The organism is Bradyrhizobium sp. NBAIM14, from assembly GCF_020193895.1.
GTDB lineage: Bacteria > Pseudomonadota > Alphaproteobacteria > Rhizobiales > Xanthobacteraceae > Bradyrhizobium > Bradyrhizobium yuanmingense.
Window position 1 is genome coordinate 338546 of sequence record NZ_JADYVQ010000001.1, and the last position, 25427, is coordinate 363972.

The 25427-nt window shown below is 63.2% G+C and carries 20 protein-coding genes; 5 read left to right on the plus strand and 15 right to left on the minus strand.

Going from position 1 to position 25427, the window contains the following annotated elements:
* Position 1: 1 nt before the first annotated feature.
* Together I6F28_RS01550 and I6F28_RS01555 are read right to left on the minus strand one after the other, a co-directional pair.
* The gene (locus I6F28_RS01550; protein WP_028179894.1) at positions 2-415 is read right to left on the minus strand and encodes a rhodanese-like domain-containing protein; all 414 of its coding nucleotides are present in this window, start codon (positions 413-415) and stop codon (positions 2-4) included.
* A 129-nt stretch (positions 416-544) separates the two neighbouring features.
* Entirely contained in the window at positions 545-1720 is a 1176-nt protein-coding gene (locus I6F28_RS01555) for a vWA domain-containing protein (RefSeq protein ID WP_036028524.1), read from the minus strand.
* Positions 1721-1843: 123 nt separating this feature from the next.
* On the opposite strand from I6F28_RS01555, the gene I6F28_RS01560 reads away from it, so the two are divergent.
* Both I6F28_RS01560 and I6F28_RS01565 read left to right on the plus strand, forming a co-directional pair.
* A complete protein-coding gene (locus I6F28_RS01560) occupies positions 1844-2089 on the plus strand; it encodes a GlsB/YeaQ/YmgE family stress response membrane protein (RefSeq protein WP_008559660.1) in 246 nt (81 codons plus the stop codon).
* A gap of 107 nt (positions 2090-2196) precedes the next feature.
* Positions 2197-3039 (plus strand): AAA family ATPase, encoded by an 843-nt coding sequence (locus tag I6F28_RS01565; protein WP_225139117.1) that lies wholly within the window; start codon positions 2197-2199, stop codon positions 3037-3039.
* Between the two features lie 1362 nt (positions 3040-4401).
* Here the strand turns inward: I6F28_RS01565 and I6F28_RS01570 are convergent.
* The 5 genes from I6F28_RS01570 to I6F28_RS01590 form a co-directional block, all read right to left on the minus strand.
* On the minus strand, positions 4402-6048 hold the full coding sequence (locus I6F28_RS01570; RefSeq protein ID WP_036028528.1) for a GMC family oxidoreductase: 1647 nt from the start codon (positions 6046-6048) through the stop codon (positions 4402-4404).
* 16 nt (positions 6049-6064) lie between these two features.
* Positions 6065-6658 carry a GNAT family N-acetyltransferase gene (locus I6F28_RS01575; protein ID WP_225139118.1) on the minus strand — a complete coding sequence of 198 codons (594 nt, stop codon included), beginning with the start codon at positions 6656-6658 and terminating at the stop codon, positions 6065-6067.
* Between the two features lie 119 nt (positions 6659-6777).
* A complete protein-coding gene (locus tag I6F28_RS01580) occupies positions 6778-7704 on the minus strand; it encodes an SMP-30/gluconolactonase/LRE family protein (RefSeq protein WP_225139119.1) in 927 nt (308 codons plus the stop codon).
* Positions 7705-7840: 136 nt separating this feature from the next.
* The gene (locus I6F28_RS01585; protein WP_225139120.1) at positions 7841-8674 is read right to left on the minus strand and encodes an AraC family transcriptional regulator; all 834 of its coding nucleotides are present in this window, start codon (positions 8672-8674) and stop codon (positions 7841-7843) included.
* 6 nt (positions 8675-8680) lie between these two features.
* Positions 8681-8848, minus strand: a complete 168-nt coding sequence (locus tag I6F28_RS01590; protein ID WP_225139121.1) for a hypothetical protein — start codon at positions 8846-8848, stop codon at positions 8681-8683.
* On the opposite strand from I6F28_RS01590, the gene I6F28_RS01595 reads away from it, so the two are divergent.
* Positions 8847-9950, plus strand: coding sequence for a mandelate racemase/muconate lactonizing enzyme family protein (locus tag I6F28_RS01595; protein ID WP_225139122.1), 1104 nt, complete (start codon positions 8847-8849; stop codon positions 9948-9950). The genes I6F28_RS01590 and I6F28_RS01595 overlap by 2 nt on opposite strands.
* Positions 9951-9959: 9 nt before the next feature.
* On the opposite strand, the gene I6F28_RS01600 is transcribed toward I6F28_RS01595, so the two are convergent.
* Positions 9960-10316 carry a hypothetical protein gene (locus tag I6F28_RS01600; RefSeq protein ID WP_225139123.1) on the minus strand — a complete coding sequence of 119 codons (357 nt, stop codon included), beginning with the start codon at positions 10314-10316 and terminating at the stop codon, positions 9960-9962.
* 183 nt (positions 10317-10499) lie between these two features.
* Here I6F28_RS01600 and I6F28_RS01605 point away from each other — a divergent pair, with 183 nt between their 5' ends.
* The gene (locus I6F28_RS01605; RefSeq protein ID WP_036028537.1) at positions 10500-10724 is read left to right on the plus strand and encodes a hypothetical protein; all 225 of its coding nucleotides are present in this window, start codon (positions 10500-10502) and stop codon (positions 10722-10724) included.
* 280 nt (positions 10725-11004) lie between these two features.
* Here the strand turns inward: I6F28_RS01605 and I6F28_RS01610 are convergent, their stop codons facing one another.
* Positions 11005-11661: a glutathione S-transferase family protein gene (locus tag I6F28_RS01610; protein ID WP_109144728.1), complete on the minus strand. Its 657-nt coding sequence runs from the start codon at positions 11659-11661 to the stop codon at positions 11005-11007.
* A gap of 165 nt (positions 11662-11826) precedes the next feature.
* Here I6F28_RS01610 and I6F28_RS01615 point away from each other — a divergent pair, with 165 nt between their 5' ends.
* Positions 11827-13050, plus strand: coding sequence for a polyhydroxyalkanoate depolymerase (locus I6F28_RS01615; RefSeq protein ID WP_081492994.1), 1224 nt, complete (start codon positions 11827-11829; stop codon positions 13048-13050).
* Positions 13051-13081: 31 nt separating this feature from the next.
* Here I6F28_RS01615 and I6F28_RS01620 read toward each other — a convergent pair whose 3' ends face one another.
* From I6F28_RS01620 to I6F28_RS01645, 6 genes are all read right to left on the minus strand, one after another.
* On the minus strand, positions 13082-14986 hold the full coding sequence (locus I6F28_RS01620) for a diguanylate cyclase domain-containing protein (protein ID WP_225124021.1): 1905 nt from the start codon (positions 14984-14986) through the stop codon (positions 13082-13084).
* 172 nt (positions 14987-15158) lie between these two features.
* Complete coding sequence (locus tag I6F28_RS01625; protein WP_225139124.1) at positions 15159-17351, minus strand: glycosyltransferase; 2193 nt, start codon at positions 17349-17351, stop codon at positions 15159-15161.
* A 12-nt stretch (positions 17352-17363) separates the two neighbouring features.
* Complete coding sequence (locus tag I6F28_RS01630; protein ID WP_225139125.1) at positions 17364-18644, minus strand: HlyD family secretion protein; 1281 nt, start codon at positions 18642-18644, stop codon at positions 17364-17366.
* Positions 18645-18960: 316 nt separating this feature from the next.
* Positions 18961-22290, minus strand: coding sequence for an adenylate/guanylate cyclase domain-containing protein (locus I6F28_RS01635; protein WP_225139126.1), 3330 nt, complete (start codon positions 22288-22290; stop codon positions 18961-18963).
* 302 nt (positions 22291-22592) lie between these two features.
* A complete protein-coding gene (locus I6F28_RS01640) occupies positions 22593-23111 on the minus strand; it encodes a hypothetical protein (protein WP_225139127.1) in 519 nt (172 codons plus the stop codon).
* 442 nt (positions 23112-23553) lie between these two features.
* Positions 23554-25422, minus strand: a complete 1869-nt coding sequence (locus I6F28_RS01645; protein WP_225139128.1) for an ABC transporter ATP-binding protein — start codon at positions 25420-25422, stop codon at positions 23554-23556.
* Positions 25423-25427: the final 5 nt, after the last annotated feature.

The following is a 25427-nucleotide window of genomic DNA, read 5'->3' on the forward strand; positions in this document are numbered from 1 at the left end:
ATCACCCCTTCTTCTTCGGCTCCCACTTCTCCGTGGGCCCGCCGGCATCGCGCCAGGCGGCGTAGCCGCCGGCGATATGGGCGACGGGCTTGAGGCCCATGTCCTGCGCGGTCTTGGCCGCGAGCGCAGAGCGTAAGCCCCCCGCGCAGTGGAACACGAACTTCTTGTCTTCCTGGAAGATCGGTTTTGCGTACGGGCTCTGCGGGTCGATCCAAAATTCGAGCATGCCGCGGGTGCAGGCGAAGGCGCCGGGGATGCGGCCGTCGCGCTCGATCTCGCGGGGATCGCGGATGTCGACGATGACGACGTCGCCGTTCTTGGAGATCTCGATGGCGTCCTTGGCGGTGAGCGTCTCGATCTCGGCATTGGCCTCGTCGATCAGCGCCTTGATGCCGCGGGTGATGGTCTGGGGCACGTGCTTCTCCCTCTTGTTGTCGTTCCGGGCGCGCGTAGCGCGAGCCCGGAATCTATTCCTCTACATGCACTGCGGCCCGATGGATTCCGGGTTCGCCCTTCGGGCGCCCCGGAATGACGACGGTAGGCATCAATGCGTCAATTCCTTCATCGCAGCTTCCAGCCCCTCGATCGTGATCGGATACATACGATTGGCGAAGATGCGCTTGATGATGGTGGTGGATTCCGAATAGTCCCAGTGCTTCTGCTGCACCGGGTTCAGCCACACCGTATGCGGATAGGTGCGGATGATGCGGTCGAGCCAGACCGAGCCGGGCTCCTCGTTGACGTGTTCGACCGAGCCGCCGGGCACCATGATCTCGTAAGGCGACATCGAGGCATCGCCGACGAACACGACCTTGTAGTCGTGCGGGTATTTGTGCAGCACGTCCCAGGTCGGCGTGCGGTCGGTGAAGCGGCGCTTGTTCTGCTTCCACACGCCCTCATAGAGGCAATTGTGGAAGTAGAAATACTCCATGTGCTTGAACTCGCTCTTCGCCGCCGAGAACAGCTCCTCGACCTGCTCGATATGCGCATCCATCGAGCCGCCAATGTCGAAGAACACCAGGAGCTTCACCGCGTTGCGCCGCTCGGGTCGCATGTGCACGTCGAGATAGCCGTGATTGGCGGTCTCGCGGATGGTGGTGTCGAGATCGAGCTCGTCGGGCGCGCCGGTGCGCGCGAATTTGCGCAGGCGGCGCAGCGCCACCTTGATGTTGCGGATGCCGAGCTCGACATTGCCGTCGAGATCCCGAAACTCGCGCTTGTCCCACACCTTCACGGCGCGGTTGTTGCGGTTCTTCTCCTGGCCGATGCGCACGCCCTCGGGATTGTAGCCGTGCGCGCCGAACGGGGAGGTGCCGGCGGTGCCAATCCATTTGGAGCCGCCCTGGTGGCGACCCTTCTGCTCCTCGAGGCGCTTCTTCAGCGTCTCCATGAGCTTGTCCCAGCCCATGGCCTCGATCTGCTTCTTTTCTTCTTCGGTCAGGTATTTCTCGGCGAGCTTCTTCAGCCACTCCTCGGGGATCTCCGCCTTCTCCATGGCGTCGAGCAGGCTTTCCAGCCCCTTGAACACCGTGCCGAAGACGCGGTCGAACTTGTCGAGATTGCGCTCGTCCTTCACCAGCGAGGCGCGCGACAGGTAATAGAAATTCTCGACCGTATAGTCCGCAAGGTCAGCGTCAAGCGCCTCCATCAGCGTGAGGTATTCGCGCAGCGTCACGGGGACCTGCGCATCGCGCAGAGAGGTGAAGAATTGCAGGAACATGGGTGACAGATTGCCCGTCGGGTGGCGAACGTCAAGGGGCGGAGGCCGCTGCGGGACGCTGGACCGGCAGGCTTTTTGCTCTAGAATTGGCGACAATGAGGGGTTGTTTGGGGGACGTTTGCAATGGGAATTCTCGCAGCGCTGATCATCGGCGCCATCGCCGGCTGGCTTGCGGGCAAGATTGTCCACGGGGCGGGATTCGGGCTGGTCGGCAATATCGTCGTCGGCATCATCGGCGCGCTGGTGGCGAGCTGGGTGCTGCCGCAGCTGCACATCCAGCTGGCAACCGGCACGATCGGCGCCATCGTCGACGCCACGATCGGCGCAGTGATTGTGCTCGTCATCCTTTCGCTGATAAAACGGGTCTGAAAGCCTGACCGAACCAGGAACGGCCGCCGCGAGCGGCCGTTCGCATGTCGTGAGCGAGGCCATTGATACTGGCAATGCCTTGCGACGACGACCAACAAGGACGCGCGATGAAATTTACCGGCACCAAGGACTATGTTGCGACCGACGATCTCAAGGTCGCCGTCAACGCTTCGATCGTGCTGGAGCGCCCGCTCCTGGTGAAGGGCGAGCCCGGCACCGGCAAGACGGTGCTGGCCGAGGAAGTAGCGAAGGCGCTGAACGCGCCGCTTCTGACCTGGCACATCAAGTCCACCACCAAGGCGCAGCAGGGCCTCTACGAATACGACGCGGTGTCGCGCCTGCGCGACAGCCAGCTCGGCGATGCGCGCGTATCCGACATCCGGAACTACATCAAGCGCGGCAAGCTGTGGGACGCCTTCACCAGCGAGCAGCGCCCGGTGCTCCTGATCGACGAGATCGACAAGGCCGACATCGAATTCCCCAACGATCTGCTGCTCGAGCTCGACCGCATGGAATTCCATGTCTACGAGACCGGCGAGACGATCAAGGCGAAGCAGCGCCCGATCATGATGATCACCTCCAACAACGAGAAGGAGCTGCCCGACGCGTTCCTGCGCCGCTGCTTCTTCCACTACATCAAGTTCCCCGACGCCGACACGATGGGCCGCATCATCGACGTCCACTTCCCCGGCATCAAGAAGCGCCTGGTCGAAGAGGCGCTGCGCATCTTCTTCGAGGTGCGCGAGGTGCCCGGCCTGAAGAAGAAGCCGTCGACCTCGGAGCTCCTGGACTGGCTCAAGCTGCTGCTCAACGAAGACATGAGCGTCGAGCAGCTGCGGGAGCGCGACCCGCGCAAACTGATCCCGCCGCTGCACGGCGCGCTGCTGAAGAACGAGCAGGACGTGCACCTGTTCGAGCGGCTGGCGTTCTTGAGCCGACGGGAAGTGTAAGGCACGCCGTAACGCATCGTACGGTGCCGTAGGGTGGGCAAAGGCGCAAAGCGCCGTGCCCACCATTCCTCCGTGATGGATGCAGATCGTGGGCACGCTTCGCTTTGCCCACCCTACGATATCGAGTGTGTCGCGAGCAGCCTCCCCGATCTCGTCATTGCGAGCGCAGTGACTTGTCCGCCGAAGCCTTGGCGAAGGCGGAAGCAATCCAGAATGCCTCCGCGGCGGCAGTCTGGATTGCTTCGTCGCAAGGGCTCCTCGCAATGACGGAGCAAGACGCATTGGCGTCGCTCTCTGACTCACATTTTGACCTGCAGACACAGCTTCGCAGCCTCGCGGCTCATCTCGCCCGAGCTTTGCTTCATTCCATCGCCCCAAAAGAAAGAGGGCGCAGGGAAGACCGGGTGCCGACGGGCACCCGCGGTCCGCTGCGCGAAAAGCACACGCAGAGAAACCGCACAGCAGCATACAGGTGTCGCCGATCACTCGGCCTTCCCTGCGCGATGGTCGGACGGCTTATGCCGTGCTCTCCCGGGAGCCGAATTCCTTCTGGCCTCCCTCGCCCCGCGAATTGACGATGCCGTCTGCCCGGTTGGGCTCGCGCGCATCTCCGCAAAGGGCTTGACCGTAGCAACGACGGCCAGGACCACACGGTTTTGCCGTACGCAGCTCATCCGGCTTCGCCCAAGAGGCTTCGCCGGACTTCAGCGCCGCTCGTCCGCACGCGGCCTCGGGCTCACAGGGACTACCCGCCCTGCCCGCGCCTCTCGCGCACGACGCTGCCGCGTCCACCGCAACCCGGCCCGCGTTTCGAACGACTCGCGAACCGCCCCTCTTTCGTGAGCCGGGCTGGTTCGATCTATGCCGCAATTCCGAATTTCGGTAAAGCGGAATATTTTATGGAGAGGGGTTGACGGGGTGACGGGGTGTTTTGCCCGACGGGCTACGGGCCGTGAAGCGTCGCCGCCCACTCCAGCGCCGGCAGCACCGTGCCTACGAGCAGACCATATGAGAAGGCCTTTTGAACTGGTGTGGGCCGAGGAAACCATCCTATTCCGCCCATGAAGTACATTATCGCCCAGAGGCCGGCAAGGAGGGTCCAATCGCGCCAGCCCACGCGGAGCAGCAGACCGAGCGGAATAGCGGTGCAGAGAAAGACGATGCCGCAGATGGCAATCTGGCCAACGGATTGCCGCTCAGCGCCGGATTGGGGCATTTGGCGTTTTGCCTATCGGTGAAGCGCGTAGGGCGGATTGGCCGAAGGCGTAACCGCCACGGCTCGTTTTCACATCGAAAGAAACGGTGGGTTACGCCTACGGCCGCGCTTCGCGCCGCCGCTGGCTAACCCACCCTACGAAGATATCACGCCACCGCTGCGTCCGGAATCCTTGCGGCTTCCAGCGGCTGCTTACCGCGGATGAGGTCGGAGGCGCGGTCGGCGATCATCATCGTCGACGCATTCAAATTCGCCGAGATCATGCGCGGCATGACGGAGGCGTCGATGACGCGGAGGCCTTCGAGGCCGTGGACGCGGAGGTGGTCGTCGACGACGGCCCAGGTGGAATCCGCCGGGCCCATGCGGCAGGTGCAGCCGGGGTGGAAGGTGGTGGTGCCGCGTTGGGTGGCGGCGGCTAGGAATTCGTCGTCGGTGTTGACGTTGGGGCCGGGGAAATCCTCGTAGGCGTAATAGGGCGAGAGCGGCGCACTCTTCAAGAGGCGCCGCGCCAGCTTCATGCCGCCGACGATGACGCGGCGGTCGAGCTCGGCGTCGAGATAATTGGTCTGGATGATCGGCGGCGCGAACGGATCGCTGGAGCGGATCCGGACATAGCCGCGGCTCTCGGGACGCTGCTGCCAGGACGCCACGGTCATGCCGGGCTCGTCCTCGAGCTGGCCCTGCACGCCTTCTTTGTAAGAAGCCGGCGTGAAGGTGAGCTGCAGGTCGGAGCTCTCGGCGCTCTCGCCGGAATGCCAGAAGCAATAGACCATGGTCGGCGACAGCGACAGCAGGCCCTTGCGCTGGGTCGCCCATTTCAACGCCTCGATCCACAGCGAGAAGCCGCGGCGGAGCTCGTTGATGGTCTTGATGTCCTTGACGCGCGCCACCGTGCGCGGGGCGTAATGGTCCTGCAGGCCTTCGCCGACCGGTAGCGCGTGACGCACGGCAATGCCGTGCTGCTGCAATAGGTCCGGCGAACCGATACCGGAGAGCTGCAGCAGCTGCGGCGAATTATAGCTGCCGCCGGACAGGATCACCTCCTTGTTGGCGCGCACCTCGACCGGCTGGCCGCCGCGACCGCCCTTCATGTAGCGCACGCCGACCGCGCGCTTGCCCTCGAAGATGATCTCGGTCGCGTGCGCATGCGTATGCACATGCACGTTGGGCCGCTTCATCGCCGGCTTGAGGAACGCGGTCGCGCCGGAGACGCGCAGGCCGTTGTTGATGGTGCGCTGGCAGTAGGAGACGCCTTCCTGGGTCTTGCCGTTGTAATCGGGGTTGCGGGGAATGCCGAGCGAGACCGCGCCTTCCATGAAGGCCTCGCAGAGCGGATCGCGCCAGTTCATGGTGGTGACGATGAGGCTGCCGTCGCGGCCGCGATAGGTGTCCTCGCCCTCGCCGATCCGCTTCTCCAGCCGCCGGAAGTAGGGCAGCACGTCGGCATAGCCCCAGCCGCGATTGCCCATCTGCGCCCAGGTGTCGAAATCCATGCGCTGGCCGCGATTGTAGATGTGGCCGTTGATCGAGGACGAGCCGCCGAGCGTCTTGCCGCGCGGCGCGTAGATGCTGCGCCCGCCGGTCCACGGACCGGGCTCCTGCTGGTAGGCCCAGTTGATGCTCTTCATGTGGAAGGTCTTGATGAAGCCCGCCGGCAGATGGATGTAGGGATGCCAGTCGGACGGGCCCGCCTCGAGCACGCAAACGGAGGTGTTGGGGTCCTCGCTGAGCCGGCTGGTGAGCACGCAACCGGCGGAGCCCGCGCCTACGATCACATAATCAAATCTATCCATGGTCCCTCGGCCGCCCCTAGCGCGGCTTGTCGTTGAGTTGGAATTCGAGATGCGCCTGCACCGTCGGCCATTCAGCGGCGGTGATGCTGTAGACGACAGTATCGCGCAAGGTGCCGTTCGGCGCGATCTGGTGGCTGCGCAGGATACCGTCCTGCTTAGCGCCCAGGCGCTCGATGGCGCGGCGGCTCTGGTGGTTGAAGAAGTGCGTGCGGAACTCGATCGCGATGCAGTTCAGCGTCTCGAAGGCATGGCGCAGCAGCAGCAGCTTGCACTGCGTGTTGAGCGGGCCGCGCTGCGCGCTCTTGCCATACCAGGTCGAGCCGATCTCGACGCGGCGGTTGGTGGCATCGATGTTCATGTAGGTGGTCATGCCGACGATCTTGCCGCCGGCATCGAACACGGTGAAGGGCAGCATCGAGCCCGCGGCCTGCAGGCCTAAGCGGCGGTCGATCTCCTTGCCCATGTCCTCCGGCAGCGGGATTGCGGTGTACCACAGCTTCGACAGCTCGCCATCCTTGACCGCCTCGACCAGCCCTTCGCGATGGTCATGCGACAGCGGCTCGAGACGGGCATGCTGTCCGCGCAGGGTGATGGGATCGGGCCAGGGCATTCTATCGTTCCTTATGATTGTCATTCCGGGGCGGCTTGAAGAGCCGAACCCGGAATCTCGAGATCCCGGGTTCTATGCTCCGCATAGCCCCGGGATGACAATCGCGTTTTACGCGATTGTCACTTGTTCAGAAAATTCAACGGCAATCCGGCGCGCGGCCAGTCCATGGCGATCAGCTCGCCCTTGCCCGACAGCGTGATATAGGCGGTCTTCAGCTCGGGGCCGCCGAAGGCGATGTTGGTGGTGACGCGGTCGCCGGTCGGAACCTGTTCCACCGGGGTGCCGTCGGGCGCGATCACCGAGATGCAGCCGGAGACGAGCGTGGCGACACAGACATTGCCGTTCGCTTCCACCGCGAGCGAGTCGAACATCTGGTAGCCGCCAAGGCCGCAGATCGGCTGGCCGCGCTCGCCGCGATAGATCGGATCGCGCGGCTTGAGCGTGCCCGGCGCCGAGAGCTCATAGGCCCAAAGCCGCCCGGTCGGCGTCTCCGCGATGTAGACCGTATTCTCGTCCGGCGACAGGCCGATGCCGTTCGCCGGCAATACGCCATGCACGATTTCGACGATCTCGCTCATGCCGGGCTTGAGGTAATACATGCCGCCGACATCCATCTCGCGCGCGCGCCGCTTGCCGAGGTCGGAGAACCAGAGGCCGCCGTGCTTGTCGAAGACGAGGTCGTTCGGCCCGCGCAGATCGTGCGCGCCACATTTGGTCACGACGGTCTCGACCTTGCCGGACTGCAGATCGACGCGCTGGATCGCGCCGCCGAGATAATCGTCCGGCTGCGGACCCGGCATGATCATCTTGCCGGCCGGAATCCAGGAGAAGCCGCCATTGTTGCAGATGTAGATCTTGCCGTCGGGCCCGAGCGCGGCGCCATTCGGGCCGCCGGGAATCTTCGCCACGATCTCCTTGCGGCCGTCGGGATAGACGCGCGTCAGCCGCTGGCCGCGGATCTCCACCAGCACCACCGAACCGTCCGGCATCACGACCGGCCCTTCGGGAAATTCGAGGTCGGTGGCGAGAACGCGGACGTTGGACATTGGAGACCCTCCCGGCTGCTTGTTATGGCTTGCACGGGATGTCCGGCACGGGCCCCCGCAGGCAAGATTTGCCTGCGGTTATGGCAAAGTCGCCGGAGCTTGCCAAGCAAGCGGGACGGTATGCCAGCGTTGCGTGTTATTCTCTGACCGGTATCCAGATTTCGAAGCCGCCGTTGCCGGTCGCGGGATCGAATTTTTCGTCATAACGCTCGAAGTTCGGCGCGTCCGCGGCTTTCAGGCCAGACGCCGGCAGCCATTGATTCCAGATCGTGTTGACGGTGCGCCGGATCGAGGCGACGTGATCCTTGTGCGTGAACACCGCATAGCGCTGCTCCGGAATGCGGATGCGACCGAAGCGGCGCGGCAGGTCGGAGAAATCGGCGACCTCGACGCCGGCAATGTAGTCGAAATTGCCGGCATCATCGCCGTTGCAACAGACGCCATAGGCGATGTTGCCGACGCGCGCGGGAATGTCGGCGACCTCCCGATTGAAGCGCTGCCATAGACCGGGGATCATGGCACCGTTGTCGCAGGAGATGCGCTCGGCGGGGCCGGCGACGAGGAAGGCCTTTGCCGTCTCGAAGCGCGGTGGGGCGAGAGTATCGAGCATGGTGGAATCCATGAGGATCGGCTCCTGTAGCCTGAGCTGGTTGACGCACGCTGCCGCCCTCACCGCTTCGGGCGTAGCGCCGAATTGGTCGCGGAACGCGCGGGTGAAAGCTTCGTGCGAGCCGTAGTCCGCCTCCAGCGCCAGTGACAGGATGTCGGGTGCGCCCTTTGCCAGACTGCGCGCGGCCTCCGTCAGCCGCCGCGCGCGTACGTAGCGCATCACCGGCAGACCGACGGCTGCGGCAAACGCACGCACAATGTGGAACCGCGACACGCCCGAGATCGCAGCGATCTCGTCGAGCGTCATCGGCTCGGCCAGATGGCTCTCGATATACCAGAGCGCGCGCTGGGCTGGATTCATGGTGGTTCAGGCCCTCGTTCGAAGCGCGGTGATGATGCGCCGATCGGCATCGCTCTGCTTGATCGGCATTGCTGTCGTTTGCATGATGATAGCCGGCCAATGGAAGCTGGCAACGCCCCGGTGTTCGTGGCTACACTCGCCGAAACCGCTCACGAGAAAGAGGAACCGGGTCATGGAAATCACCGATGTGCGGGCGCACCATATCCGTATCCCCTATGATGCCGGTGTCGCGAGCTTCCGCCAGGGCGCTTCCGCCATCACCGCACTCGACATGGTCCTCGTCGAGGTCACGACCGATGCCGGGCTGACCGGCTGGGGCGATGCTTTCGCCTATGTCTGCCCGCGCACGGCGCGCAGCGCGGTCGAGGAGATGATCGCACCGCAGGCCCGCGGGCTGGAGGTGCCCGATGCCGCCGGCATCCCCGCCGTGATGGAGCAGATCCAGCGCAATTTGCATCTGTTCGGCCGCTACGGCATCACCATGTTCGCGATCTCCGGGCTCGATATCGCATTGTGGGACCTCGCCGCAAAGATCAAGGGCGTGCCGCTGCACCGCCTGCTGGGCGAGATCAGGCGCACGGCGATCCCGGCTTACGCGAGCCTGCTCCGGATCGGCTCGCCCGACAACATCGCCGCCGAATGCAGGAAGGCGCTCGCGCTCGGCTATGGCGCGATCAAGCTGCACGAGACCACGACGCCTGCGGTGCTTGCCGCGCGCGAAGCGATCGGTCCCAACATTCCACTGATGGTCGACATGAACTGCCCGCTGACCGGGGAGCAGGCGATCGCTTTCGCGGCGACATGCCGCGACGCGCAGCCGATGTTCCTGGAAGAGCCGGTCTGGCCGCCGGAAGACTTCGCCACGCTTGCCGAGGTGCGCAGCAAGAGCGGGCTCGGAATTGCCGCCGGCGAGAATGCCTGCACCGAATATCAATTCCGCCAGATGATGGAAGCGGGCGCGGTCAGCCACGCCCAGCCGTCAGTCATCAAGGTCGGCGGCATCACGGAATTCCTGAAGGTCGCAGGCTTGGCCGATCGGCTCGGCATCAGGATCGTGCCGCACTCGCCTTACTTTGGCCCGGGCCTGCTGGCGACGCTGCATCTGCTCGCGACGCGCGACGACGGGCTGGTCGAGATGTTCTATTTAAAGCGCGAAGCCTGCCTCTGGGGCGGCCGCGCCGATGTCGATGCAAGCGGCCATGTCGCGGTGCCTGCGGGTCCCGGGCTCGGCTACGAGCCCGATCGTGGCGTGATGGAGCGATATCGCGTCGCGTGATCGACGCGCCTATTTCGCAGCATCCTTCGCCGGCGGCGCGTCCTGCTTCTTCTTCAGATCCTCAGTGGTCTTTGCGTGCGCGGCCTGGAGATCGAGAAGCGTCTTCTGCAGGCCGGCGATGGTCGTCTTCAACGCGTCGATCTGACGACCCGCCGCATCCAGCTTTTGCTGGTGGTCGAGGCTGAGCTTGGTGATCGTCTTCTGCAGGAAGTCGACATTGCTCTGGAGGCAGCTGGTACGGCGCTCCATGGTTTTCTCGACCGTGCAGATCTCGATGCCGGGCACGTCCTGCGCGAGCACCGGCAGAGGCGCCAGCGTGGCGAGCAGCAACATTGCGAAACAAATTCCGGCGTTTCGAAGCAGCATGAAAGTTCCTCGGCCAGTCGATCACATCAATGTGCGCTGTTTGCGCGCTGCAGCGTGAGGCTACCACACTCGCACCGCATTCTCGCGTTGAGCTTGGGCCCGTTCCCCTGGGACGGGGAGCAGTGGACCGCTTGCGGGAGAAGTGGGCGCTCTCCGCGGCTTTGTTTAGGGGAGATTGTTGGAATGGCAACGCGCGATAGACGTTTGGCGGAATTCGACGGCGCCGGAGAACCACCGCCGGGCCTGCCACTCGAAGTGCTGTGCGAGGATCACAGCGGGACATATCAACTGCCGTTCGCCTGCCGCTATGTCGAGGGACGCTGGCAAAACCACGAGGCCGGGATTGCGGTGGAAGCAACCGTGATCGGCTGGCGCCTGCCGCGCCTGAAGCAGCGCGGGGCCGCCTGAAGGCGGTGTCTGTTTCAAAATGCGACGGGGCCGCGCTGCGCTTTAACCTTCGGAACGCGGCCCGAACGAATCACGTCCGAATCAGCCGAAGCGCCTTGTACGCACCTGTTCACGGCTAGATCTCGCTGCGGTTCGGCAGGCGCGCACAATATCTGCGCAGCCGGCCGGATCGCAGGCGCCTGTCGCCGGGTCCAAAGGTTAATTGTTGCAAGGGCATAGCGCCGCGGTCCGCAGCGGAGGGCCGCCGCCCTCGAAACAGGCACAGCCGTGCAACGCCTGCCTAATACTCGACCTCGAGCTCCTCGATCTCGGCCGGCTCCTCCTTCGCCGCCGCGACCCATTCCTGCATCTCGGGCATGGCCATGATGGTGTCGGCATAGGCCTTGAGCGGCGGTGCGAGCTTGACGTCATAGGTCACGAAGCGCGTTACGACGGGAGCGTACATCGCATCCGCCATGGTGCGCTTCTCGCCAAACAGGAAGGGACCGCCCGATTTCTCCAGGCAGTCGCGCCAGATGAACCAGACCCGGTCGATATCGGCCTGCGCCCGCGACCAGATCTTGAAGCCGGGAAAGTGCCCCTTCAGGTTGACCGGCAGCGAGGCGCGCAGCGTGGTGAAGCCGGAATGGATTTCGCCCGAGATCGAGCGGCAATGGGCGCGCTGGATGCGGTCGGCCGGCAACAGGTCGGCGTCCGGCATGACCTCGTTGAGATATTCGGCAATCGCCAGCGTGTCCCAGACCACGGCGCTCTCGTGCCGCAGGCACGGCACCAGGATCGAGGACGACAGCAGCAGGATCTCCGCACGCGCCGACGGATCGTCCGGCGCGGTGACGATCTCCTCGAAATCGAGCCCGGAGAATTTCGTCAGCAGCCAGCCACGCAGCGACCAGGACGAGTAGTTCTTGCTGCTGATGGTCAGTGTCGCCTTCGCCATAGAGCCCTTCCCTCACGCCTGGGCAACGCACCGCCGCGCGTGCGTGCCCGTGATCTGTGCCTACCCGACCGGGGCGCAGCAAGCGACGTGCCAATTTTCCGGGCGGTCCGGCTCCCGTCTGGCTTCGATATTGCATCACGACAGGAGGCAAGTGGGCGCTTCAGTATGATGTCGATGTATTATCAGGCTTTTCAGAACCACATGGACCTGACGGCGCCATGGCGCGCGGGGGCTTCGTCCGCACTCAAATTCCTCAATCTGGTGCCTCAGGGCTCATCGGACCAAGTGGTCGGCCGGCTTTCGGCCGCGCTGGAGCTGATCTCGCGCTCCACCCTCACCTATGACCGTCCCGCCTACGGCATCGACAGCGTCATGGTGGGCAACCGCGACGTCGCGGTCAGCGAGGAGATCGCCTACGCGACGCCGTTCGGCTCGCTGCTGCACTTCAGGAAACACGGCGTGGCCGAGCAGCCGCGCATGCTGCTGGTTGCGCCGATGTCCGGACACTTTGCCACGCTCCTGCGCGGCACCGTGAAGACGCTGCTGCAGGACCACGACGTCTACATCACCGACTGGCACAATCCGCGCGACATCCCGCGCAGCGAGGGCCGCTTCGGGCTCGACGACTACACCGAGCACCTGATCGATTTCCTCGGGCAACTGGGGCCGCGCCCGCACATGGTGGCGATCTGCCAGCCGTCCGTCTCCGCGCTGGCGGCCGCCGCGATCATGTGCGAGGACAACCATCCCTCGCGTCCGGCGACGCTGACGCTGATGGCCGGCCCGATCGACACGCGGATCCAGCCGACCAGGGTCAACGAATTCGCCAAGAGCAAGCCGATCGAATGGTTCGAGCGCAATCTGATCAACTACGTGCCGGTGCAGTGCCGCGGCGCTCTGCGCAAGGTGTATCCCGGCTTCGTGCAGCTCACCGCCTTCGTCTCGATGAATCTCGAGCGCCACATCAAGCAGCATCTCGACCTCGCCAACCACATTGCCAAGGGCGAGAAGGAGAAGGCCGCGACCATCAAGACCTTCTACGACGAATATTTCGCCGTGATGGATCTGCCGGCCGAATTCTACATCGAGACCGTGCGCGACGTGTTCCAGGAGCATCTCCTGCCGCAAGGCAAGCTGATGCATCGCGGCCGTCCGGTGAACACCAGGGCGGTCAGCCGCATGGGGCTGATGACGGTCGAGGGCGAGAAGGACGACATCTGCTCGATCGGCCAGACGCTCGCCGCCCAGGACCTCTGCACCGGCGTACGCGCCTATCGCCGCGTGCACCACATGCAGGCCGGCGTCGGCCATTACGGCGTGTTCTCCGGCAAGCGCTGGAACAACGAGATCTATCCGCTGCTGCGGGATTTCGTGCACGTGAATTCGTGAGGCGCACGCCGCGGCGCACGAGAGCTACTCTTCAAGCTCGTATCGCGCTGGGCCACGCGATGATTTGCCCTGACATCACAAGGCGGTTGCGCCCGCTCTCCTTGGCGGCGTAGAGCGCCTTATCCGCGGCCGCTATCAACGACGTGAAATCAGCATTATCGCCGAACGACATATGTGTGGCGCCACCAATACTGAGGGTGACCTGCTTGGATGGCGGGTTGAGCGCGTGCAGGATGCCGAGGTCTTGAATCGCTTGCCGGATTCGCTCGCCGACCTGCTCGCACCCTCCCGTGTCCGTATTTGGTAGCAGCAAGGCGAATTCCTCACCACCATACCGAGCGGCCAAGTCTGCTGGCCGCCGGGCCTGTTCTGCCAGGACCCCGGCGACCGAGCGGAGACATGCATCGCCCGCCTGATGCCCGTACTGATCATTGAAACTCTTGAAATGATCGACATCCATCAGCAACAGTGACAGAGGCCTTCCTTCGCGCCTGGCTCGGTCCCATTCCGCCTCTAGCCGCTCGTCGAAGTGTCTGCGGTTTGCCAAGTCCGTCAGGCCATCCGAACTGGCGAGAGCCGCCAGCTTATCCTCCAGGTCCTTACGTTCGGTCATGTCGCGCGAGATCGCCACCACGCCGTTGATGTCTCCACTCTGCGCACTCCTGGCGACGCGCAGCGCGGTTTCGATCCAGACCTCGCCTTTCTCGCGATGCCGAGTGCGATAAGTGATTCTCGCCTCCTCGGCTTCGCCGTTCATCAACGCGGAGATCGTCTCCTCAACCCGCGCCAGATCCGCCGGATTTATGCCGGCGAGGGCCGACGTATCCACCAATTCGTTCGGAGCCCAGCCGAGGACTCGCGCGCTGGACGGCGACGTATAGAGAATCCGTCCATCGACCGCTATACGCATGACCATGTCTCCCGACTGCTCCGCGAGGAGACGAAAATCCGCCTCCTTGGCGATCAGAGCAGCGGCCATCTTCTGCCGCATGTGCAACTGGCGCACCAGCCAAACCCCCGCAACAGCGAGCCCTCCTATCAGTCCCAGCACCGCAGCCACGCGCGTCAGCGCCGCTTTGCGCCAGGGGGCCAAGACGTCGTCTTCCGATTCCGTCGCAACCACGACAACAGGGTAGCGACTGCTGAGTTGATAAAAGCTCAGACGCCGAACGCCGTCGAGAGGCGACGTGAAGTAGTAGACGTCCGCACTTGGCCGCTCGCGGAAATTCCTAAAAAGCGGTGCATTCGACAGATCGCGACCCGTATATCCGTTGTCCGGGCTACGCGCGAGGACAACGCCCTTCGCGGTCGCCAGTGCAATTGAGCCGTTCTGGCCAACGTCGAATCCGCGATAGAATTGCAAAAAATAGTCGACATCGATCGTGGTAAGAGCCACTCCGGCAAAACTGCCGTCAGGATGGTCGAAGCGCCTTGACGCTGTGATGATCCATTGCCCCCCCGATCTGCTCCTCACTGGACCCCCAATGAAGGTTCCTCGCTCAGCCACGGCGCGATGATGCTGGAAATACTCGCGGTCGCTGTTGTTGAGGCCGGCGAAATCCACGGGCTCGCTGGTTGCGAGCCAGCGGCCGGTCTCGTCATAGACGAACACAGCTCGAATGCGGTTCGCGGCTTTGCGCCGGGAAAGAAAGGTCTGAATCTTCGCGATCGCCGCCGGGCTGGTCCCCTCGAGTTCGAGTTGGCCGACCAACACATTGAGAACGGTGTCCGCGAGTTCGAACGTATCGTCCGCGTGTTGCGTCACCGACCGGGCCAGATTGGCCACGTCTGTTTCGGAGCCCTTCAGCAGCGTCTGTCGCTGGGACCACTCCCGCCAGCCGCTGAGCGCGACAATCGCCAAGCAAGCGACCGCCACGAATGCGGAGGCCCAGAGCGTCAGACGCCCCTTCCGAAGATCGCTGCGGTGATCGATCAAGAGATGCTCCCTGCACCCTCAACCCCGTAAACGCCTTGGGCTAAAGGATGGTTGCTCGTTCCGCTTGTGATTTTTTGGGAGAACACCGGAAGGAGATTGACGGCATCGATGAGCGGCTTGACCGTCGATCGATAGCGCATGGACTGGTCCGGCGAGAAAGACAACACAGCAATCAACTCGGCGCGACGGCTTCGATTACTGTGCCGGCCACTCGGCCAAAGCCAGGTTCAGTAAAACTCGTCGGATGCAGGCTTCGAGCTCCGGCAAGAAGTGCAAAATCGTCTGTCCGCGGTTGAGGCCGAATGACCATGCTCTCTGCCGGCAGACGCTCGGTCGGCGAGACCGACGCGGGCTTCGCGCCGCCTGCAACAATGTGGGGCAACGGTGCGGCCATCAACCAGATGTTCTTAAGCATCGCCCTATTCACCGAGCACGCGACGACACCTTTCCGCTTCAGACGGGCGACGGTAAAGAGCTTGCGGATCAGCAGGTCTCGTTCAAGCGACTGCGGCAATTTGAACTGCACCCCGATGAGCCGGCCCCTTTGTTGCGCAATCACCGCATCGACCCATCCGACCTGCATGATGTGCACGCGCAGCGGTTCTCCGGCGCGAGGAAAGTCAATACCGGAGCCAAGCAGAACGCCGGCGCCAGAGAGGGAGATGTTGCTCACGCGTCCAGAAAGCTGCTCGCCGGTCGCGGTCTGGATCAAGATAGTTTCGTCGATGTCGAAACGCTCCTCGGTACGTCCCATCCGCGCCTGCAGCGAGGTCATGCAGACGAAGAAAAGCACGACGATGTTCACGACCGACCAGAAGGCGACCATCGGTAGAGCGGCCGGATGATCGATGATGCGCCATTCCGGGATCGTGTTCAGAACCACACCGACAACCGTCAACGCCATCAAGACCGCCGACGGCCAGAATATCTCCGCAGCGTAACTTGCGCGCCGCGCGGCAGCGCCCTTCGGCGTCACCCTGAACGCATGTCCCGCCGGCTTGACGAGAGTCCCCAGCACCGTCGGCAATATCTTGAAGCTCTGGATCGTCGCCGACACCTGAGCGGCGAGCGGAAAATGCACGTGCGGCGCGAACCAGGAGATGCCGCCGTTGAGCGCCAGGATCGCGGGGAACAAGTAGTAGAACACCGATTCGGGGGTGACATCGACGACAGGCGCCAAGCCGGTCCACATGAACACGATCGGAACCACCACGACCATGAGCGCCCGCAAGCCCAATGAGAGCCAATGCGTCGGAAAGAAGAGGAGCCGATGCATCAAGCCCAGTCCGGGGCCGAGCGGACCGGCGGCGAGGTACAGCGTCTGAATCGCGCCACGCGCCCAGCGTTGCCGCTGCACGAAAAAGGCATCAAGGCTTTCCGGCGCCAGTCCAATCGCCAGCGGTTCGCAGAGATAGCGGGTGACGTATCCCTTGCGCAGCAGGACGAGCGTCAGCAGGATGTCTTCCGTAATGGACTGGGTCGGCAAGGCATCGCCTACCGCGCGGAGTGCTGCGCGACGCGTGACGGAGTTGGAACCACAACAAAAGGCACCATCCCAGCCGTCGCGCGCGGGCATGATGGAATCGAAGAAGAACCGTTGCTCGTCCGGCAATCCCCTGTGCAGGCCGAGATTCGCCTGCATCGGGTCCTCATTGTAGAAGGCGTGCGGGATCTGAACGATTCCGACCTTTGGATCAGCGAAGAAGCCCATCGTGCGCATCAGGAAATTCCGCTGCGGCACGAAATCCGCATCAAAGATCGCGAAGAACTCGCCGCTCGTCTTGGTCAGGGCATGATTGATATTGCCGGCCTTGGCATTCAAATTGTCGGCGCGCGTGAGATAGCCGGCGCCCTTTTGCGTGCAGAGTGCCCTGAGCCAAGGCCTGCGACCATCATCCAAGACCCACACCTGGACGTCCGGATAGTCCAGGCACAGCGCGCCGGTGATCGTCTTTTCCAGCACCTCGAATGGCTCGTCGTAGGTCGGAATAAAGACGTCGACCGAGGGCAGCTCATCATCCGGCAGGCTGCGAAGCCGACGCTCGTGCTGATCTGCTTCGCTTCGGCGATCGGTCCTGCGAAGGAACGTCAGATAGAGAATGAACTGATCTGTGAAAGTCAGAAGCTCGACGAACAGACAGAACCAGATCCAGCCGACCTGATACCAGGTCCCGCTTGCCGGCAGCACTGTGGTGAAAATACGCCATTCGAGATAGTGGGCCACCACAAGCCAAACCACAACAAAGACCGCAAGACGCGCCCAAGGGCGCGCGACCGGAAAGGTCGGCGCCAACAGATACATCGCAGCAAAGATGCCCAGCATCGGCGCGAACAGCTGAGAGAGAGGCAGAGTCATGGCTTGCATGGAACATCTCGCTCACAGGAGCGATTGGTCGAGTTCCAGGCGAGCGGTCAGCCATTTCAACTTCGAGCTGACCAATCGTAGCAGGCCGTCGGCTCTGCGCTCGAAGCGCACCTCAGCCAATCGTCCGATATCGCAGGAGCCGTTGCGGTCGGCCGACGTCTCATTGGGCGGAAGCGATATCTCAATGGTAATGTTGCCCGGATCAGGCCGCGGCACCCGAGCCGCAAGCAGCCGATCATCGCCGTACGCGGCCGATCCGCGGACCTGCCGGATCTGGCCGCTCTTCCATTCGCGACTCCCAATCAGACGGACGGTAGCCGCATCTCCAGCCTTGATCTTCTCGAAATCGCGCTCGGGTAGTTCAACGACGATAAACCGGCGTTTGCAATCTGCGAAATCGAAGACCGACTGCCCTTCCGTGACCATCGAGCCCGGGCTGGCCGCGACCGACCAGACCACATGGGCTGCGGGCAAGGACAGATCGTAGTGATCGAGACGATCAAGTCGAGTGCGTTCCTCTGCAATTTCCGCGGCCAACTGCGCGGCACGTGAGCTGTTCTGCAACAGGTCTGTCTCGAGCTCCTGGCGGCGGAGGACAAGCCGCTCGCGCTGCTGCTGAGAATAGGGCACGTCGTTGGCATCGCCACGAAGATAAATGCCCTTGTCGGCCGCCTCCAATTCCGTCTTGAGGCGCCGCAGGCGTTCATCGGCCATCTGGCACCGCGTTGCGGTTGCCTCCTGCGAGGCCTGGGCCTCACCGGAGCGGATCTGCGAACTGATGCCGAGCTTCACGAGCCTCTCCATCCGGCCCGCGACATCGTTCCGCTGCCGCGCCTCAGCGAGACAGCCGCCTTTTTCAACTTCCGTTTCACCTATCTCGTGGCGCAGGCGCGCTACCATCCCCGAACGATAGTCCTCGCTTCGCTCGCGGAGCTTGCGATCGAGCTCGGCGATTTCCTCGAGTTGCCGGCGTGCGAGCTCGGCGCGTTTGGTGGACATGGCCAGCTGCTGATCAAGGTCCATGAGGTGCCGGCGATCCGGCGAACGCGCCTCGACCAGCGGCACCATCCGGGTGTGCTCGAAATATTCGCCCTTGCGTGGAAGATCTGACGAGAGCTGACCCGCCATCGGCGCAGTCACCCGCATGAGCTCGGCATTGACATAGGCGGAGGGCGCGATTCGGTAGGTCACATACGGCAACAGGGCCCATCCGCTGAGAGCGATGATCCCGAGCGCCAGGGACCGCCGAGCGATCCGGCTGCGAATGAAACGTTCGACATGCAGGCGAACCACGACTGGATCTCCAAATGGGCTTTGGTCGCTCCGCCTGCCCTTGCGAAGGCAAGCCTATCACCGCATGGCCCAGGTGTTGGCCTGAAGCCTGCGCCTTGAGACAATGAGCAATCCGACAACAGCTGCTTGCCGAAATCAGGATTCGCCGCCGCAGCAGACTCCCCCTCGCAACCACGAGAAGCATATCTAGCTTTCACCACAGCAGGTTAAGACGTGTCAAAACCGGAGAACTACGGCTCGGGAATCGAGAACAAGATGCCGACCTATTCTGGCTTGAAGTCGGCGCGGCGCTTGTACTGATCGAATGGCGGCGCGGCTAACGCCCATTCCTAAGCAGCTCTTTCGCTTCCGCGAATTCGGGAAGACCATGCTCCGCCTCGAATTGAGCGACCACGGGCGCAAGCACTTCGGATAGCGTACGCGCTCGGCCATTTGTCTTGTACAGGCGTGCAAGTTCAAGAGCGCTGCGCAGCTCAAAGGTCTTGGTCTGCTGATGTTGTGCGATGTCCAGCGCCCGCTTGAGGGCGTCTTGGGCACTGGATTCGTCCGAAGGATTATGGCGCGATAAGAGTTTACCGCGGACACGATGCAGCTCGGCATCAAGCCAATGCTGGCCGGATTGTCCCGTCCCGGCGATCAATTCGTCCAGGATTTCCAGCCCGGTCTCGACGTCGCCTAAATCTGCAATCGCCAGGGCGACATGCATCCCCCAGAACGGTTCGCAGAGGTAGCAATCGTTCTCGTGCAGGAAGGTCCAGCCGTGACGCATGTCCGCCAGCCCGGTCATTCGGTCTCCCGCACGCCACTTGGCGAGGCCGTTCAGGTAGGTGCCGGCGGCCACGTACAGCGGCATCGTGTGGTCGCGCGCGAGACCGAGCGCCAGGATCGTCTCTGTCTGCTGCAACATGCCGCCGCATACTCCGTCGAACACCGCGCGATGAACCAACGCATTGGCCTGGGACAGCGCCCGTTTTTCTCCCGGAGTACCCACCGCTTCCGCGGCGAGCTTGCGCGCACGAGCGATGTCGCCGAGCGGCCAGAGCACCAAAGCGAGAAATCGCATGATCACGAACGGGAGATCCAGCGCCGACGCCCTGAAGGTCGCGGGATCCGGTTCGGCCCGATAGATCGCCAGCGCCCGCTCAAGATGCGTACGCGCGTTCAAATACTCGCCGGCGAACCAGCAGGTCACGCCCCCAGTCCAATGGGCCACGACGGCGGCCACCGGCGAGTCCGGCCGTCGCTCAGCGGCGCTCCTGATGGCATCCGCCAGCTCCCGCATCGGAGCAAGTTCGCCATGGGTCAGGCAGGCATTGAAGAGGCCGGAATGGACCGGCGCAAGTTCAACGGGATCATCGATACCGGTTCCGAATTGTCGCGCGCGCGTCCATGCGGCGACCGTTTCCGGAGCACTGTGGCCGAGGCTGCCCCGCAAGGCACGGCCATATGCGATTTGAAGATGCAGCCTGCTCATCATCCGGTGGGGCTCGCCAGGCAATTGATCGGCGATCGCGATGGCCTTGCCGAAATGCGCGATCGCCTCGGAATAGGCCGAGCGTTTCAACGCCTGCTGGCCCGCCTTGCGCCACCATTCGAGGGCGATCTCGCTCAGCCCCGCCTCGGTGAAGTGGTGCGCGAGAACTTCCGGCTCGGTCTCGGCGACGATTGGAAACTTGTCGCGCAGGACATCGCCAATCCTTGTGTGAAGCACCTGCCGTTTGCTCTTGAGCAGGCTCTCGTAGGCCGCTTCTTGAACAAGGGCATGCTTGAAACTGTAGTTTGCTTCGGGCGGCGTCCCACGACGCAGCAGCAGTTCGGCCTCTTCAAGTTGTCCCAGCGCAGCGCTCAGCGTCAGATCGTCGCGTGCCGCCACGGTTTTCAGCAGCGCGTACGAGAAGTCGCGGCCAATGGCGGCGCCTATCTGAGCCACCTCCTTGACCGGGGCGAGCCGATCGAGCCGCGCCATCAGCGAATCCTGCAGCGTCGCAGGGATAGCAAGCGGCGGCAGCGGACTATTCAAGCGGTAGCGCCCGGCATCCTCAACGAGCAGCCCGGACTCCAGCACCATCTTGGTCAATTCCTCGACGAATAGCGGAATGCCATCCGTCTTGTCCATGATCTGCTCCATCATCTCGCGTGGCAGCTGGCGACCGACGACAATCTGCTCGACGAGCGCGCGCGTGTCCTGCCGATCGAGCCGGTCGAGCCGCAACAGACTGACGTTGGCAAGGCCCGACCAGGAGGGCTCGAACTCCGGCCGCGACGTCAAGAGCACGAGTATCTGCAGTCCTCTGATCCGATCGACCGCGAGATCGAACAGTTCAAGTGTCGTGGCATCGGCCCAATGCATATCCTCGCAGATGATCAGCAGCGGCTGATCTCGCGCCAGTCCCTCAAGCTGATCGAGAAGGGCGGCAAATGTCTGCCGCCGCTGCTGCGCCGGGCTCAAGCCGAGGGGTGGGCAATGGTCGCCGGTGGGAATCGAAAGCAGAGCCGCAATGAGCGGTGTTGCCCGGGCGACCTGCTGGGTTGCTATTGCCAGCATTGCCTCGAGCTTGCCGAGCTTTTGATCCGGCGTGTCGTGAGAGCGAATTCCGGCGGCGCGTTCGAGCTGCGCAACAAACGGATGAAGCGCACTGTTGGTGTGGTAAGGCGAACACTGATATCGCACGCGACGGTGCGTCCCCAACGAGGGGCTTTCGGACAGCGTTGCCACAATACGCGACTTGCCAATGCCCGCTTCGCCGGAAATCAATACGATCTGGCCCCGGCCCTGCCATGCCTCCCGCTGGCGCGAGAGGATGAACTCGATCTCGTTCTTGCGGCCGACAAAGCCGATCGAGCGCGCGGCACGGACTGCCTCGAAGCGACTCTCGGATGCGGTCGCTCCTTCCACCGCCCAGACTGCGATGGGGTCTGCCATTCCCTTGACCTCCCGGCGGCCGAGATTGCGGAGGGAGAAGAGATCGCCAAGCAGCCGGCGCGTCGATGAAGCAACAACGACGACCCCGGGCTCCGCCAGGCTCTGGAGCCGGGCGGCGAGGTTTGGTGTATCGCCGATGGTTGCGTGCTCCTCCGACGCATCTCCGCTGATGAGGTCGCCGACCACCACAAGTCCGGTCGCAATTGCGATCCGCAGTTCAGCTCGTTCGTCAGTTCCTGTCTTGAGCTGGCGTATCGCGGAGATCATGTCGAGGCCGGCGCGCACCGCGCGCTCGGCATCATCTTCGTGGGCGCGCGGATAGCCGAAATAGACGAGTATTCCGTCACCGACGAATCTGGCTATCCTGCCGTCATAAGCGGCGACCACGCTCGCGCAGGCAGCGCGATAGGCCCGGATCACCTCCCACATATCCTCGGGATCGAGACGCGCGGAGAGCGCAGTCGAGCCGACCAGATCGCAAAACATGACGGTCAGGTGACGCCGCTCGGCGTCCTGAGGAGGAGCGGACGATGCGATCAACGCGGCCGGATCGAGGTCAGCGATAGCACGCAGCATTTTGCGGCGATGGCCGAGCAGGACTCCGAGCTTATCGAAGTCCTCGTCCATCAGTTCGGGAAGGACGCCTATGTCGATTCCATTTTGGGCAAAGCGCTCCGCGTATTGCGCAAGCCCCAGCTTCTCGAGCCACTCCGCAATCTGCATTGGCTCCACCGATCGTGTGGTTAGCGGTTAGCAGAAGTTTTGGACCAAGGCGCGCGGGGACAATATACCAACACCACCATGATGGCACGTCTTGTTTGTTGCGCGACAACTTAGGTTTCTCATTGCCGATATCACTTTCAAGTGGTGACGCTGCTCGATGCGAACGGCTTTGCTACCAAACATCGTTGGCACGCAGCATTGGATGGCGGAGGTTGCGATGAGTCGTGGCGGTCATTTCGAACCGAAACCGAACCAACACTGCGGCTTGTGCCGAGCGGATGTTTTCCGCGACCGGAGCTTCTTCATTGCTCGCTGACTGGCGCTTCGTAGTTGCGAGCCATCGTGCCCGCCGCAACCTGCAGCGAAGAACCAATTACCCAGCAGCCGGCAACAAAGCCGATCAGGCCGTTTGGCAGATTCTGATCAAGGACAAGGATGCTGACGGACAGAGTTGCAGCGATTGCCGCGCCGAACGTGCCGGCCGCACTCATGATCTCTATCGGCTCGGAACCGTTCCACTCTTCCGAGATGCTCGATGTCGACCTCTGCGCGGGGGCATTGCCCGACAAATCAATCCCCATGTAATAGCCAAGAGCTCCGTAGAGTATCGTTATCAGGACGATCCAGCCGCTTTCAAACAGTCCGGCCTTTTGACGTAACACGGTCGCACCAACATAGAGGCCGCCAGAGGCCCCAACCGCGGCCAGTCCGATTCTTTCAAGAAGATGGGCCGATTTGATCAAACTGGAACGGGGGATCCGAAGATTGCCGACCCGCCTTGTTGCGGAGAAGGCGTTGGAAATTGCGCTGCTTATCTTCATAGGAGCTCCTTCTGAGTAAGTAGCAGCCTACCGGCCGACCCCGAACAGAAGCTGCGTGAGTTGCGCGATGCCCTTTCATTCCAATTTCTGAAGAATCTTTGCTGAGTGATGGGACTGGCTTTGCTCGTGAGCGAGACGGAACCAATCCAAAGCTGCGAGCATGTGGCTGCGCAGGCATTGCATCTCACCCGTGTTTCAAATGATCCGGGTGCGGCAATTTTCGTTGCGAGAGTGGTAATTCAGAAAGAGAGCGAGCGCGTATGAAGCGGTTCACACACGGTCCTCCCTGTCGCTCTATTCGGTCACAATTTCCGAAGGACGCATCTCATTTCGCGATAACGGACGGCGAACATGCTGGATCTGCAACGCGCGGTTGGTCAGCACGCTGCCCGCGTCTGGCCGAAATCAAAGATACGCGCTTGGTTTCGTGAAGCTCGCAGCCTCAGGCCGACCATTCCTCGCCCCACATCTGCACGACGTGACCGGGCGACACTTCGCGATAGCGCCGCACGGGGGGCTGATAATCCGGCGCGCGGACCGGGCTTCTGATCTCGTCGTTGGAGGTTGGACGCGGCGTGCCGCGGCGTGACGGATCGGGCACCGGCACGGCGGCCATCAGCTTTTTGGTGTAGGGATGCTGCGGATTGCCGAACACCGACGCGCGCGGGCCGATCTCGACGATCTCGCCGAGATACATCACGGCGACGCGGTGGCTCATGCGCTCGACCACGGCGATGTCGTGGGAAATGAAGAGATAGGCAAGGCCCATGCTGGCCTGGAGGTCGAGCATCAGGTTGACGACCTGCGCCTTGACCGAGACGTCGAGCGCGGAGACTGCTTCGTCCGCGACGATCAGTTTCGGGCCGAGTGCGAGCGCGCGCGCGATGCAGATGCGCTGGCGCTGGCCACCGGAGAATTCGTGCGGGAAACGCGCCGCCATGTCGGCGGAAAGACCAACACGGACGAGCAGGTCGGCGACCTTGTCGCGCGCCTGCGACGCCGTCGCGAGCCCGTTGGCGAGCAGTGGCGCAGCGATCGCCGTTCCCACCGACATGCGCGGATTGAGGCTCGCGAACGGATCCTGAAACACGATTTGCATGTGCTTGCGGACATCGCGCAAAGCCCGGCCGTTCATGGCCAGCACATCCTGGCCATCGATCAGGACCGTACCGCTGTCCGGCTGCGTCAGCTTCAGGATGGAGCGTCCGGTGGTCGACTTGCCGCAGCCGGATTCGCCGACCAGCGCCAGTGTCTCGCCGGCGCGCAAGGTGAAGGAGACGTTCTCGACCGCATGGACGCGGCCCGAGACCTTGCCGAACAGGCCCGAGCGGATCGGAAAGCGCGTCGTGAGGTTTGAGACTTCCAGCAGAGGCCGCTCGGCGGGCGAGACCGTATCGGGCGTCTCGGCCGGCTCGTCCGACGTGCCCGTCACCTTGTCGACGATCGGAAACCGCATCGGCCGCATCCGCCCGTCCATCGAGCCGAGCCGCGGCACGGCCGCGAGCAGCGCGCGCGTATAGGGATGCGCGGGCGCGGCAAAAATGCGCGCGGTGGCGTCCGTCTCCACCGCCTGCCCGCCATACATCACCACGGTGCGGTCCGCGATCTCGGCGACCACGCCCATGTCGTGGGTGATGAAGAGGATCGACATGCCCTCCTCCTGCTGAAGTTCTTTGAGCAGTTCCAGGATCTGGGCCTGGATGGTGACGTCGAGCGCGGTGGTCGGCTCGTCCGCGATCAGAAGCTTCGGCTTGCAGGCCAGCGCCATCGCGATCATCACGCGCTGGCGCATGCCGCCGGAGAAGCGATGCGGGTGCTCGTGGAAGCGCGACGCCGCCGCAGGGATGCGGACGCGATCGAGCAGGCGGACGGTCTCCGCCTCCGCCGCCGCGCGCGACAGGCCGCGATGCTGGATCAGCGCCTCCGCGATCTGGAAGCCGATGGTGAGCACCGGATTGAGGCTCGTCATCGGCTCCTGGAAGATCATGGCGACGTCATTGCCGCGGATATCCTTCATATCAGCCTCGGGCAGCGCGAGCAGATCGCGCCCCGCCAGCATGACGCGGCCCTCGACCCGGCCGATCTCGCTCGGAATGAGCCGCATGATCGACAGCGCGGTGACGCTCTTGCCCGAGCCGGACTCGCCGACGATCGCGACGGTCTCGCGGGCCGCGATGTCGAACGAGACGTTGCGAACGACCGGAATCCATTGCCGCTCGAGCATGAAGGAGGTGGTGAGGCTGGAGACGGAGAGTACCGCTGCCTGTGCTTCGGCAACGGCCTGATCAGATCTTTTTGTGCCGATGCTCATGCGAT

Bases quoted from the DNA above. Each gene is read 5' to 3' on its own strand.
- I6F28_RS01575 (WP_225139118.1), bottom strand. From the start codon at position 6,658: ATGCCCTGGCCCGATCCCATCACCCTGCGCGGACAGCATGCCCGTCTC.
- I6F28_RS01605 (WP_036028537.1), top strand. From the start codon at position 10,500: ATGGCAACGCGCGATAGACGTTTGGCGGAATTCGACGGCGCCGGAGAA.
- I6F28_RS01565 (WP_225139117.1), top strand. From the start codon at position 2,197: ATGAAATTTACCGGCACCAAGGACTATGTTGCGACCGACGATCTCAAG.
- I6F28_RS01640 (WP_225139127.1), bottom strand. From the start codon at position 23,111: ATGAAGATAAGCAGCGCAATTTCCAACGCCTTCTCCGCAACAAGGCGG.
- I6F28_RS01635 (WP_225139126.1), bottom strand. From the start codon at position 22,290: ATGCAGATTGCGGAGTGGCTCGAGAAGCTGGGGCTTGCGCAATACGCG.
- I6F28_RS01585 (WP_225139120.1), bottom strand. From the start codon at position 8,674: ATGAATCCAGCCCAGCGCGCGCTCTGGTATATCGAGAGCCATCTGGCC.
- I6F28_RS01615 (WP_081492994.1), top strand. From the start codon at position 11,827: ATGATGTCGATGTATTATCAGGCTTTTCAGAACCACATGGACCTGACG.
- I6F28_RS01610 (WP_109144728.1), bottom strand. From the start codon at position 11,661: ATGGCGAAGGCGACACTGACCATCAGCAGCAAGAACTACTCGTCCTGG.
- I6F28_RS01580 (WP_225139119.1), bottom strand. From the start codon at position 7,704: ATGTCCAACGTCCGCGTTCTCGCCACCGACCTCGAATTTCCCGAAGGG.
- I6F28_RS01625 (WP_225139124.1), bottom strand. From the start codon at position 17,351: ATGCAAGCCATGACTCTGCCTCTCTCTCAGCTGTTCGCGCCGATGCTG.
- I6F28_RS01600 (WP_225139123.1), bottom strand. From the start codon at position 10,316: ATGCTGCTTCGAAACGCCGGAATTTGTTTCGCAATGTTGCTGCTCGCC.
- I6F28_RS01590 (WP_225139121.1), bottom strand. From the start codon at position 8,848: ATGACCCGGTTCCTCTTTCTCGTGAGCGGTTTCGGCGAGTGTAGCCAC.
- I6F28_RS01645 (WP_225139128.1), bottom strand. From the start codon at position 25,422: ATGAGCATCGGCACAAAAAGATCTGATCAGGCCGTTGCCGAAGCACAG.
- I6F28_RS01595 (WP_225139122.1), top strand. From the start codon at position 8,847: ATGGAAATCACCGATGTGCGGGCGCACCATATCCGTATCCCCTATGAT.
- I6F28_RS01560 (WP_008559660.1), top strand. From the start codon at position 1,844: ATGGGAATTCTCGCAGCGCTGATCATCGGCGCCATCGCCGGCTGGCTT.
- I6F28_RS01555 (WP_036028524.1), bottom strand. From the start codon at position 1,720: ATGTTCCTGCAATTCTTCACCTCTCTGCGCGATGCGCAGGTCCCCGTG.
- I6F28_RS01570 (WP_036028528.1), bottom strand. From the start codon at position 6,048: ATGGATAGATTTGATTATGTGATCGTAGGCGCGGGCTCCGCCGGTTGC.